This is a genomic window from Dyadobacter sp. HNCC25DJ184 (assembly GCF_056895215.1).
The window spans coordinates 374,155-385,913 of the sequence record NZ_JBXHAQ010000003.1 but is presented as its reverse complement, the minus strand read 5'-3'; the positions used below and the strand labels follow the sequence as shown (position 1 = coordinate 385,913).

General features: G+C 42.7%; 9 protein-coding genes. 2 read left to right on the top strand and 7 right to left on the bottom strand.

Annotated features, from left to right (window positions below; genetic code table 11):
• Positions 1–272: 272 nt before the first annotated feature.
• The 3 genes from AC1XUD_RS06710 to AC1XUD_RS06700 form a co-directional block, all read right to left on the bottom strand.
• A complete protein-coding gene (locus tag AC1XUD_RS06710; RefSeq protein WP_483360201.1) occupies positions 273–884 on the bottom strand; it encodes a hypothetical protein in 612 nt (203 codons plus the stop codon).
• A 39-nt stretch (positions 885–923) separates the two neighbouring features.
• A complete protein-coding gene (locus AC1XUD_RS06705; protein WP_483360200.1) occupies positions 924–2,102 on the bottom strand; it encodes a THUMP domain-containing class I SAM-dependent RNA methyltransferase in 1,179 nt (392 codons plus the stop codon).
• 217 nt (positions 2,103–2,319) lie between these two features.
• Positions 2,320–3,804, bottom strand: a complete 1,485-nt coding sequence (locus AC1XUD_RS06700) for a hypothetical protein (protein WP_483360199.1) — start codon at positions 3,802–3,804, stop codon at positions 2,320–2,322.
• Positions 3,805–3,840: 36 nt separating this feature from the next.
• On the opposite strand from AC1XUD_RS06700, the gene AC1XUD_RS06695 reads away from it, so the two are divergent.
• Positions 3,841–5,637: a DUF1420 family protein gene (locus AC1XUD_RS06695; RefSeq protein WP_483360198.1), complete on the top strand. Its 1,797-nt coding sequence runs from the start codon at positions 3,841–3,843 to the stop codon at positions 5,635–5,637.
• A 54-nt stretch (positions 5,638–5,691) separates the two neighbouring features.
• On the opposite strand, the gene AC1XUD_RS06690 is transcribed toward AC1XUD_RS06695, so the two are convergent.
• The 3 genes from AC1XUD_RS06690 to surE form a co-directional block, all read right to left on the bottom strand.
• Positions 5,692–8,004 (bottom strand): DUF7133 domain-containing protein, encoded by a 2,313-nt coding sequence (locus AC1XUD_RS06690; RefSeq protein WP_483360197.1) that lies wholly within the window; start codon positions 8,002–8,004, stop codon positions 5,692–5,694.
• 25 nt (positions 8,005–8,029) lie between these two features.
• A complete protein-coding gene (locus AC1XUD_RS06685) occupies positions 8,030–9,322 on the bottom strand; it encodes an MFS transporter (RefSeq protein WP_483360196.1) in 1,293 nt (430 codons plus the stop codon).
• A 228-nt stretch (positions 9,323–9,550) separates the two neighbouring features.
• Positions 9,551–10,288: a 5'/3'-nucleotidase SurE gene (gene surE, locus AC1XUD_RS06680; protein ID WP_483360195.1), complete on the bottom strand. Its 738-nt coding sequence runs from the start codon at positions 10,286–10,288 to the stop codon at positions 9,551–9,553.
• Positions 10,289–10,380: 92 nt separating this feature from the next.
• Here surE and AC1XUD_RS06675 point away from each other — a divergent pair, with 92 nt between their 5' ends.
• A complete protein-coding gene (locus AC1XUD_RS06675; RefSeq protein ID WP_483360194.1) occupies positions 10,381–11,274 on the top strand; it encodes a diacylglycerol/lipid kinase family protein in 894 nt (297 codons plus the stop codon).
• 4 nt (positions 11,275–11,278) lie between these two features.
• On the opposite strand, the gene AC1XUD_RS06670 is transcribed toward AC1XUD_RS06675, so the two are convergent.
• Positions 11,279–11,746: a nuclear transport factor 2 family protein gene (locus AC1XUD_RS06670; protein WP_483360193.1), complete on the bottom strand. Its 468-nt coding sequence runs from the start codon at positions 11,744–11,746 to the stop codon at positions 11,279–11,281.
• Between the last annotated feature and the right edge of the window lie 13 nt (positions 11,747–11,759).

Sequence of the window (11,759 nt, the reverse complement as noted above, 5' to 3'; positions counted from 1 at the left end):
TTTTTTATCAGTTAACCACCTCTAAACGATACGTATGTGTGTATATGAAAATCTAAAATACCTGCAAAAACTATTCCTTAAAAGTTAGTAGTTGTGTTAAAATTACTAATGAATTGAAAATCAACGGGAGTTCTTTAACACACTGAGCGGTCCTATTTCGCGTTTGAAGGGATAAGTATACAATAATCAGCTTAAATGTAAGTGGGAGTGGAACACCTGGGGAAATTTTTTCCCTTATTAAAAAGCGTGATTAAGAGTAAATCCACATTTTACTAGTCTAAATATCGGATCTTGATACGCATATCATGTGGCGATACCTCATCACCGCCAAAATACGGGAAAAGCTTGTAGGCAACTCCAACCCCACCACTACAGTGACGTGGTAAAACCGACTCAACCCCGTTCAGCGTAAAGACATAAGTATTACCCACGATCGCGATTTTATAACTATTACTCTTTCCCAGGTCGACTGTCCCTAAATGTTGATCAATCCGAGTCCCGTCTACATAAACATATGCGTAGATATGCAGCGCATTTTCCATCCAGTTCCATCCGAATCGGGCACTATTCTCATGATGGGCTGAACTACAATCCGAAAATCCTGCAAGCTTATTGATATCGAACTGATTTTCAGGTGATACGGTGCTATAAATGCACGTGCTGTCAAAAATAGTTTGAAACCTGAGCGCGCTGGAAGCGAAGATTGCCTGACTGTTATTTTCCGGCTCATGTTGACCTTGTCGGATGTTGTAGGTGACAAAGTCGTCACCAAAACTTGGCGAGTTTCCAAACCATTCACATGAGGTAAGGGATGCGAATATCAGTAACGCAATACTGAGTTTAATAGCACTTTCCGTGTTTTTCCTAACGTTTTTATCGAACATATTTATTCTGCCCTTTTCACCATAACGGAATTGAACCTTTTATTCGTCAGTTTTTGGCAAAGTTTTAGTTCCCTGATACAGCTCATATTCCAACAAACGGCAGTCGATTTTACCATTATAAAACTCCGTTCGTCGCTTCGCTTTCAAACCGATTTTCTTTGCCAGATCGAGATTTCCGGTAAAGATATAGCCATAATATCCGCCGCATTTCTGCTTCATAAAGTCACCAATTTCTTTGTAAGTGATTTCCAACTCGGCGTCATCTCCCAATCGCTCGCCATATTCCGGGTTCATAAACAATACCCCGTTAGGATCTGCTGGAATGGTTGAGTCTCTGAAATCACAGACCTCGAAGGTGATCAAATTCGCCACGCCGGCCGCGATCGCATTTTTCTTTGCGTTTTCGATGGCATAGTTGTCATGGTCGGAAGCTATAATTTTAATATCGATATCCTCAATAATCTGGGCTTCCAGCTTTTCCATTTCAGCCAGATATACCTCTTCGTCATACCCCAGAAGATGCATAAATGCATAATTTGAACGGTGCAGCCCCGGTTTAGAATTGGTCGCCAGTAGGGCTGCCTCAATGGCAAGTGTTCCCGACCCGCACATTGGATTAATGAATGTTGATTTACGATCCCATTTACTGGCCAGTATCGTTGCGGAAGCCAGCGCTTCCAACATTGGAGCCGCTCCCGGAATTTTACGGTAACCATGGCGAGCTAAAGATTCTCCGGAAGTATCCAGGAAAATTTCGGCTGCATCATCATTCCAATATAAATGAAAAACTGCACCCCGAAGCTCGGAGCCGCTCGACGGTCGTGCCCCGGTTTTTTCTCTCATCCGATCGACCACGGCATCTTTCACTTTCACATTGGCAAACATGCCGTTGTTTATCGTTTCGTTACGGACATTGCTCGTAATCGAAAAATATCCTTCCGGAGCGATGATATCCTCCCAGGAAAGAAGCTTCAGATTTTGATATAAACCTGCCGGATTAATAGCTCGAAAAGATTTAAGGCTATATAATACCTGACTGGCACAGTTGAGGTTCAAATTCAGCCTGATACACTCGTTTAAGCTGGCCTTGACTTTTACTCCCGTCATAAAAACTTCCGTCGGTTCAAACCCTAATTCCCGAATTTCTTTTTCAAGAGAAGGCGCATGCCATTTGTGGCAGGTGATCGTAACGGGGGCGATTTCATTAAAATTCAGCATTTCGCAGGTGTTAGCTTTTAGCTATTAGTGTTTAAAATATCAGGGTGTTATCGGCGGTTGTTAGGCCTTGGATAAGTTTCAAAAGTCGATTTTGGGTTGCAAAGGTACTATTTCCCGGCCAGTAAGTCAGCCTTGGCAGGTTCGGTTTGCTTTTTATATCCAATTCGTCAACTTTTCAGCGATAGGATGTATTTAGCGTTGCTTAGTAAATTTTAATTTAGTCATCAGAGTTTGTCTCCTTTTCACGCAAATACTTTTCAAACCACGAGCCTCTGCTGACCAGATATTGTTTAACCGCAATATCCTCATCTGACCCATATCTGATGGCCTGGTACATATTCGCGTATTCCCCGTAGGAATATTGATGATAAGTCCGTCTAATCCCTAGGAACTGGTTTGCGATTTTGTTGTCTCTCAAAAGTCGTCTGTTTGCATAAATACCCATACCAGAAAAAAGCACCAGAACGGCCAGGAGAGGCAATAGCGACTTTTGTGCTGATAATCTTTTAATGCTCCTTATGGAAACCAGCGCCCGAAGGATCAAAATGAAAATCATAATGCTGAATGCCATCGAACTTCGGAAGAACAGATCGCTGTATTTGCCTATTCTGAACAGGGAGATCACGAACAGTCCCGCAATCAATATATTCATCACATACTGAGGAAATTCCGGATATGCTTTGTGTAACCGGATAAGGATGATGTAGAGTAGGGCCAGGTCTACGGCGGTGCTGGTGATATAACTCAATATGAGCTTTTGTTTATCGGAAGTTTGCCACAGCAGAAAATCGGAGGAAATACTTTGTGAAGAGACGAAATATAAAAGTGTGGGTATCAGTATAAATGAGGGTAATATCCAGGAAATCATTACATATCTAATTTCAAATTTCGGCGTGGGTTTTTGGTTTAGATATTGGAGAATTACCAGGCTGAGATATATAATGACCAATGAAGTTGCAGGAAAAACTGCCCATACGAATAGCAAGGTGATCAAATAAAAAGAATTCTCAAATCTCTTTTTCTGAAAAAAATCGAAAAGCATAATTCCCGTTACGATTAGCGTCGGAATGAGTTGATTGGGAGAAAATCGGTTCTGATCAAGAAGGGAACGAACAGATGGAATAATACTCGCAGGCAACCAGTTGACCAGTTTAAGCGCATGTAGCCCAACGAAGACGGCATGCCCGGATCCTCTCAGGAAGAGAAGGGCGATCATGGCGATCATATTCTTATGAAGCAGTAGGTATACCCATGAAAGCCCTAATATATAACCCGAAAGAGCCCAAACGATCAGTAATGAAGGGAGCAATTCTCCGTAAATTTTGCTAAAAAAGGCAGGCACTAAAAAGTATCCGAAATAATAACAGGCATATTGGCCGACCTCCGGAAAGTATATTGGCCAGCTCTTTTGGTATAGGTCAAAATATTTCTGATTATGAGCGAGCCAATCGCCTGTCTGTGCCGTCAAACCGTCAATACCGGAGAGAAACAGGCAAACGCAAGCGGAAAGAATAATCAAACAGATGTCCTTCAATTCAAATTGGTTGGAGTCGGAAGGCATCTTCCATTCCAGTATGAGCAAAAAGCTGAGTCCTATGGCGACTGGGTAACCAACAACCGGAGTGAACCAGCCAAGGGCGAATAATAAATTAGGTAGAAATAAATAGGTAGCACTAAATTTACGCAACAAGCCTGCAGTCATAACTGGAGATTTATCAGCCCAATTCAAAAATAGTGAATGGAATCATTAAACGATCATTTCATTTTTGCACCACTTTCTGCGTTACTTACTTTTCTATCAGGGATCAGTTTTGCCATCGTTTTTGACTATTTAGGAAAAAGGATTTTCCGCAGCGAAGATCCGGTCTACCGGACAATGTATTTTTTTGCTGGGTTGCTGGCTCTGGCCTGGACTACATGGTTAATTTGTCTGATGTGCCTGGCAACGGCGTTGATATTCCACTTGATACTCATATTTACATTCGTTTCTGCTGGATATTTGCTGGTTACCAGAAAATATAATTTCCCAGAAATTATCCAGCACGGTATTCAAGGTTATATAAACCCTTCCATTTCCAAGCAAAGTTATTTTGGGATTGCGGCTGGATGCGTGCTGGTGGGGTATCTATTACTGAGTCTAACAGTGCCAACTGATGCGGACTCTTTGAATTATCATTTGGCTCTTCCGGTAGAAATCTTGCAGAATGGAAGTCTCTGGTTCAATAAAGATAATCTGCATTTCAGGATGGCAGGATTCGGAGAAATGCTCAATCTGATAGGTGTTGCCAATGGTTGTCCTCAGTTGGGTGCATTTGTTCAAATTATTGCTTTTTTCCATGTCTTAAATGCCCTAGGATGTGTAGCAACACCCCGGTTAAAATTGTTGACAGTATCTCTAATGCTTTGCATGCCGACATTGTTATTCTTGATTCCCGGCCAGAAACATCAGCTTACAGGCATGTTGGCCACGACTTTATGCTTCATTGCTCTGCATAGATCCGCGTCTTTTACAAAACCGGAATTGATACTATGGATGATTGTTCTGCTGTTTGCGATTGGAATCAAATATTCATTTTTCCTGAGTGGTAGTGCATTGATCTTGTTTCTTTTATTGAAATGTGCCAGGAATAAGGAAGAGCTGTGGCATCGAATCCTTTTAATTTCTGTGATGGGCACCCTCATTCTAGGACCGGAATTACTGTTTCGTTGGTATTACTTCGGGGACCCGCTTTCGCCTCTTTTGGAGCAGTTTAAGGCTACGCCGGATCCGGTGATTCTCAAGCTTCACAGATATATCAAGAACTACTATGACTCGACACTTCCATTTCCGCTCAACCTTTTAATTACAACATCTCTCGGTAGGATCTCGACTATTTTGGGTGTTCCAGCATTGATTCTTGTTTGCCTGCCGTTCCTGTTTCGTGACTATAAACTAGAAGTGGTATCGATTTTATGTTTGGTTATATTCATATTCATCGGAGGACAGTCGACTGCAAGGTTTTTGATGGAACCAGTTCTTTGGTCCGTCCCAATAGTGATTGCTGCGTTTCATAATTCGAGGTGGTTCAAATATGCAGCTTTAATGGCCAAGCTGCAGTTATTATTGGTGATTCCATTCGTGCTTTTTGGTATTTATAATCTAGGGCCGTCTATATTATCTGATATCCAACGAGATGAAGTGCTGACCGCTTCAGCAAATGGATATAGTGAAGCAAAATGGTTGAATGAGGTTCTGCCCAAAGACGCAAAAATAGGAGTAGCGAACAGATCCAGAGCTTTTTTACCGCGACCTTATCTGCCATGGGAATATCTGATTTTAACCTCAGTCAATGATGAGAACCAAGCTTTACGATTAGATGAAATGCTGGCCCAATATGGTATCAATTATCTGGTGCTGCCTTATCACGGAAAGGAGGAGCTTAAGGCCCGATATACGTCAGGAGTTGCATTCGGGCCCAAGAAACTGGCGGTCGCGCGGAGAAACAATTTTAGCAAAGCAGAATATGAAATTGCGGTATATAAGGTAAAAAAATAAAAATACCCGAAGTGAGAACCTCGGGCATTTCGTGTTGATATTAAAGTTTCAAGATTACATTCCCTTCAGCTCAGCTTCGGTATAGGCCTTTTCTCGTCCGGCAAGTTTCGTGCGTCTTTGAGCTACCTCGTCCGTTGATATCGGATCAGCATTATTTCTCCAGGATTTTCTGATAAAGCTCAATAGCTGCGCTATATCTTCATTTGGCATATCCTTATCATATCCAATTCCCGGCATATCACCACTCACCTCCGGGGTTTGATAAACGTGTCCATTCACTTTAACAGGGCCGGTCAGCCCGAATAAAACGATGGGAATCAGTTTGTTTTTGTCACCAGTCACCCATTCCGATTGATTCAAAGGAGGTCCCAAAGCGTTGACGCCGTTCCCATCCACGCCGTGGCAGGTTTGGCAAACGGAAGTGAATAAAGCTTCTCCTTTAGGAAATTGTTTTTTCAAAACATCAGGATTTCGACTTGCACGAGCATTGGTGGCACTCGCAATAGCCTTTTGCAATTGTTTGTTAATCAAAAGGTTCGGATCTCCGGATGCGGAAGCAATCTCATTCTGGAAATAATCTTCCCGATCTTGCAAAACACTAACGATTGCATCCGCTACATATCTGTTGTTAGGATAGTTTGTCGCCAGTTTTACCAATAAATTGTTCGCATCCTTTCTGTCATATTCGGATATATAGTTTGCAAGATATCCGATATAAGGAGCTGATAGTGTGTCTTTCGATTGAATGAATCCGTCCAGCGCAGTCGCCAGCTCGGCAGAATTTTGCTTGTTCAGAATTGAGGGAATTAAGCCTAATCCTTCCATTTTGATATGCCAGGTACTGTTTTTCAAAGCTGTCATTACATCTGCGGTGGTCAGTTCACCAAGGCCTTCCAAAGTCCAAAGTGCGTGAATTGCCAGGAGCTCATTTTCTTTTTGAATAGCAGCAGCTTTCAATTGAGGTACAACCTGCTTGTATCTTCTGTCAATCAGATTTTGTTGAGCGCGGTCGCGTACCCATCCGTTTGGATGGGAGAGAAGCTTCACAAGTTGTTGAGCGTCGTCAGGAATGATGATCGATGCGGGGGCTTTGCCTTTCGGAACAACTTTGTAAATACGTCCTGCGGAAAGCGGCTGTGTAAGTGCCCGCGTCCCGATCTGGCCTTTCAAATATGGCGTCAGATATGTTTTATGTTGAATAATACCGCGGTACATATCCAGAATAAACAGTGATCCTTCCGGCGAATTATACAGGTTAACAGGGCGAAACCGCTCGTCTGTGCTTGCCAAAAATTCCTTGTTTTTATAAGCTTGCTCGCCTTTTACTACATACCCTTTTTCATCCAGAATATTTCTTTTAATCAAATTTGCTGAAGGTTCAGGAACAAAAGCGTTCATCGAATATGCATTGCCGAACAGATCGCCCCGATATATAACGGGGCCAGCAGCTGCGGTAAAGTCGTTCAGACGAAGGCTGTCGTCCAATATATTTTTCATATATCCACGATTGACACCCGGAGTAGGGCGGATGGGATATACTTTATTGTTTGCCACCGATTTCTCGTTAAACCCGGCCACGCCTCGTTGATACTTGTTCCAGGCACCGAACCCCGGAAGGAAATAGTCGCCCAGCAGATTTTGCGAGTTATTATTATAGTAAAGTCGGCCGAAGTTGTCCTGGCAAATTCCCCACTGACCCCGGAAATGTGTGTGTTCAATCAGCCATTTGTCGCCCACTTTACGATATCTTTTGTCGGACTTGGCATTGTAAATCCAGTTATCCATGGCGCGTAAAAGTCCGTTAGGCTGGTGCTCCACATTTCCACCTTCGGTATATTTGTCATCCACCAAAGTCTTTTTTACGACCCTATCATTACTCAATTCATAAAACCAAAGATTTGTAGGCTCCGCAATCAAGACACCATTCTCGATCAGACAAATCGCCCGCGGAAGGATCAGTGAATCAATAATAACTTTGCGATCATCATAAACGCCATCTTTGTTTTTATCTTCCAGAATAACAATGTTTCCATTCGGGATATCCTCGCCAGTTCCCACGGTATCAGGCATATAGCCTGTCATTTCGACTACCCAAATTCTGGCTTTATCGTCAAACTGCATTGCAACGGGCGTACTAACAAGCGGTTCTGAAGCCACCAGTTTCACCTCAAACCCGTCTTCAATCTGCATCCTGCTCATCGATTGTGCCGGGGTCAGAAAGGGAGATTTTGCCGGGTCAAACGGTATATTCTGATCCGCTTTTGAAGTTTCGGTAATGTTGGAACCAGCAGGTTTCTTGTTGGTCTTGCAATACAACATCGTAAGCGACATTGCAACTATCAGAGCTGGTAAACGGTAACTTTTCATTATAATTTTTAAAATAAATAGTCCTTTACAGTGAGTCGTCGATTGTTCTCATATTGCGGGTGAGGAGCTGAATAATTGCCCAGGCAATCAGATATACTACCCCGCAGATTATGAACAATATATTGTATCCTGCGACAATGTTCCCCAAAGCTTTGTAGTAATCCAGCAACCAGCCTACAAGAAACGGGAAAAATGTCGATCCTAACGAGCCTGCCATTCCACCTATTCCGACCACAGAACTAACGGCTCTTTTAGGAAATAAGTCTGAAACAATCGTGAAAATGTTGGCGCTCCAGGCTTGGTGCGCAGCTGTTGCAATACTAATGATACCCACAGCTACCCAAATGTTCGTTGCAAATTTGGCCAAAATAATAGGCATTACCACAAAAGCAACGATGAGCAATGTAGTTTTTCTCGCTTTCAAAGGAGCCCATCCGCGCTTTATTAACATTGAAGAAAGATACCCGCCGCCGATACTACCAAAAGTTGTAGCAGTATATACGATTGCCAGGTGAAGGCTTGGTTTTTTCAGATCCAGCGCGAAAGTGTTAGCGAAATAAGAAGGCAGCCAAAACAGGAAAAACCACCAAACCGGGTCGGTAAGAAACTTCCCGACGATAAATACCCAGGTTTGTTTTAAACCTAACAAAGTAACCCACTTGATCGGTTTGGTGTTACCGGTCGTCTCATTTTCGCTGTCGGCGTTGATATATTCCAGTTCGTCTTGCGAAACCTTTTTGTGACGAGTCGGTATTTCGTAAAGAAACCACCAGAAGATTAACCATATAAAACCGAGTGCTCCTGTAATGATAAATGCTTCCTGCCATCCATAGGAACCCAATAGCCAAGGAACAAGAATAGGGGCCGCAACCGCTCCAATGCTGGTTCCTGAGTTGAATATACCTGTTGCGAGTGCTCTTTCTTTTTTAGGAAACCACTCTGCGGTGGCCTTGACAGCAGCCGGGAAATTACCCGCTTCTCCCAAACCGAGCAAAGCTCTCACGGCCCCGAAGCCCATGGTTGTTTTAACAATAGCGTGCAGAACTGCAGCTATACTCCACACAATAATGGATATAGTATAACCAAGCTTGGAACCTAACTTGTCAATAATGTTACCGAATATGATATAACCAAGGGCATAACATCCGGCAAAAACCATCACGATGTTCGCATAATCGCTCTCTGTCCAATTGAATTCAACCTCCAGGGTAGGTTTGAGTAAACCCAGAATTTGCCTGTCGATATAGTTTATTGTAGTTGCAAAAAAAAGTAGCGCACAAATGACCCAGCGATAGTTCCCGTTCGTGGTTTGTTTCATGATAAAGGTTTAGTGGATTCCGCGATGTAATTCTAAAAGGTGACTTCGATATGAAGTAAGACTACATTTTTGGATATCTACCCCTTAAAAATTTTTGAAGAATCATTTACCAAACGTTTTTTGAAAATACCACTGGGTTTGATTATCAATAAGTTATTGATAGTCAAATATTTATGACAGAGTTGTTTGTGCGCAGTAACCCTTTATGTTATTACCACATGCTATTAATCAACTCACCAGATGCTCGTGGGCAATCTTTGCAAGTTGCGATTCATCGGTTAAATCAAGACGTAAAGGCGTAATAGACACATATTCGTTTTCTATAGCCCAGCGATCAGTTCCCTCTTCCGCAGGCTCCAAAGGAATGACGGTAAACCAATAGTGTTTCCTTCCCATTGGGTCCAGAGCGGGGACGATCTTGTTGTCATATAGCCTTACCGATTGCCGCGTCCATCTCACTCCTTTTGGAGCATGCGGAAAATTGACATTGATCAGATTCAGCTCCTTATTTTTGAAAATAACTTCCAAAGTTTTGTGAATAAAAGGATCGAGAAGCTCGAAATCTGGCTCTTCAGGAGCTGTGGGCGTACTCAGAGCGATTCCCTTTATGCCAAACAAAACAGCTTGCTTAGCGGCAGCAAGTGTCCCTGAATGCCACATCGCATTGCCCAGATTTGGCCCCATATTGATACCGGAAAGAACTACATCAGGCTTGTCCCAAAGATGCTGACCCAATGCAACGCAGTCGGCCGGAGTACCATTAACCCGGTATGCATCAATACCGTCAAATGAAATAGGTGATGGCTTGTAAGATAGTGGTCGTGAGGCAGTTATTGCATGTCCCATCGAAGACTGTTCTACATCGGGAGCAACAATTTTTACCTCCCCGAAGCGGGAAGCAATCCTGGCGAGAGCCGCTATGCCCGGGCTGTATATACCGTCGTCGTTCGTTACGAGAATTTTCATAATGTTCTAAGTTTTTAAGCACAATCACCAAAATTATGCCTGGTATGTTTTTTAATATGAGATCAACATATCATTCTATTTGATCACAGCATATGTTGAAGATAAATCTGTTGCATAATCCCAACGCTGGGGAGGAAGATTTTAGCGAGAAAGAGCTGACCCGTTTGATTCAAAATACCGGTTTCGATTGCCGCTATTCCTCGGTTAAAGATGAAGGCTGGGAATTGTTTGACGACGACTGCGATTATCTGGTGGTCGCCGGAGGTGATGGTACGGTCAGAAGAGCTGGTAAGGCGCTGTTACGAAGGAAATTGATTCAAAAACAATTTCCAATCGGTCTGTTGCCACATGGAACGGCCAACAATATCGCGAAATCCCTTGATATACAGGGTTCTTTGAAATCGATTGCGAAATCATGGACTACCGGGAACAAAAAGAAATTTGATATTGGGAAAGTGTCAGGAATCAACGGAGATATGTTTTTTCTGGAAGGGCTGGGCTTTGGGATTTTCCCTCGCCTAATCAAAGTCATGGAGAAATTTAATAAGGAGCTCTCGAATGATGTTGCACAGAAAATAAAAGTCGCTCGGGCAGTGCTTTACGACATTGTACTTTCTTACGATGCAACGGAATGTCAAATTATCGCTGACGGGGTAGAATACAGTGGCAAATATTTGTTGATTGAAGTAATGAATACACCTTCCGTCGGCCCCAATTTGCATTTGACGCATGGAAATCCGCTGGACGGCGAGCTCGAAATCGTGCTGGTGCCGGACAACCACAGGGTCAAAATGCAGGACTATATTTTACAGCTTATTAATGGGGAAGAAGCTAAACCTGCTTTTACGATTGTAAAGGCAAAAAATGTGGAGATAATATGGGGCGGTAAAGATTTGCACATTGATGACGAACGACTGAAAATCGAACCCCAAACGGCGATTAAAATTGAGGTTATGCCGGGCATGCTCGAATTTCTTACGGAATAAAATGTCAACGCTGATTCATAAATCTCCGAAGATTTCCCATCGCAGTTTGTCGTATTTTATTTCGAAAAAACGATGTTCGGCTCAATATCAAGCCGGAAAAACCGAATGCCTGCCGCGCCCATCGATTGAAATCGAAAAAGTCTGTATGCCTCATGATTTTTCCATCAGTAATTTCAAACTCAGCGGAAATAATATTGGTTACCTTCTTCCCGGTTTTTGAAAAGGTATATACCGCCACCCAATTAGCTGATCCACCCTCAGGATTACCCTCAATATCTGAAAAAGTTACCTTCATATCTTTGCCGCTTTTAATCAGCATTTCCCACATAAGTCCGGCTTCTATGCCAGTTAGATTTTGGAAGACTTCATCATTGAATACTGCATTGGAATGATAGCATTCCTGCATACCCTTATAGTTTTTGTTCTGAAAGCAGGTGTAGAAACGTAATAACAGTTCTTGATTTGAGATCATGGCCAGGTTGTCA

What these genes read in the sequence shown, in the direction of transcription:
- AC1XUD_RS06710 (WP_483360201.1), bottom strand. Translation starts at nt 884, where the DNA reads ATGTTCGATAAAAACGTTAGGAAAAACACGGAAAGTGCTATTAAACTC.
- AC1XUD_RS06705 (WP_483360200.1), bottom strand. Translation starts at nt 2,102, where the DNA reads ATGCTGAATTTTAATGAAATCGCCCCCGTTACGATCACCTGCCACAAA.
- AC1XUD_RS06700 (WP_483360199.1), bottom strand. Translation starts at nt 3,804, where the DNA reads ATGACTGCAGGCTTGTTGCGTAAATTTAGTGCTACCTATTTATTTCTA.
- AC1XUD_RS06695 (WP_483360198.1), top strand. Translation starts at nt 3,841, where the DNA reads ATGGAATCATTAAACGATCATTTCATTTTTGCACCACTTTCTGCGTTA.
- AC1XUD_RS06690 (WP_483360197.1), bottom strand. Translation starts at nt 8,004, where the DNA reads ATGAAAAGTTACCGTTTACCAGCTCTGATAGTTGCAATGTCGCTTACG.
- AC1XUD_RS06685 (WP_483360196.1), bottom strand. Translation starts at nt 9,322, where the DNA reads ATGAAACAAACCACGAACGGGAACTATCGCTGGGTCATTTGTGCGCTA.
- surE (WP_483360195.1), bottom strand. Translation starts at nt 10,288, where the DNA reads ATGAAAATTCTCGTAACGAACGACGACGGTATATACAGCCCGGGCATA.
- AC1XUD_RS06675 (WP_483360194.1), top strand. Translation starts at nt 10,381, where the DNA reads ATGTTGAAGATAAATCTGTTGCATAATCCCAACGCTGGGGAGGAAGAT.
- AC1XUD_RS06670 (WP_483360193.1), bottom strand. Translation starts at nt 11,746, where the DNA reads ATGATCTCAAATCAAGAACTGTTATTACGTTTCTACACCTGCTTTCAG.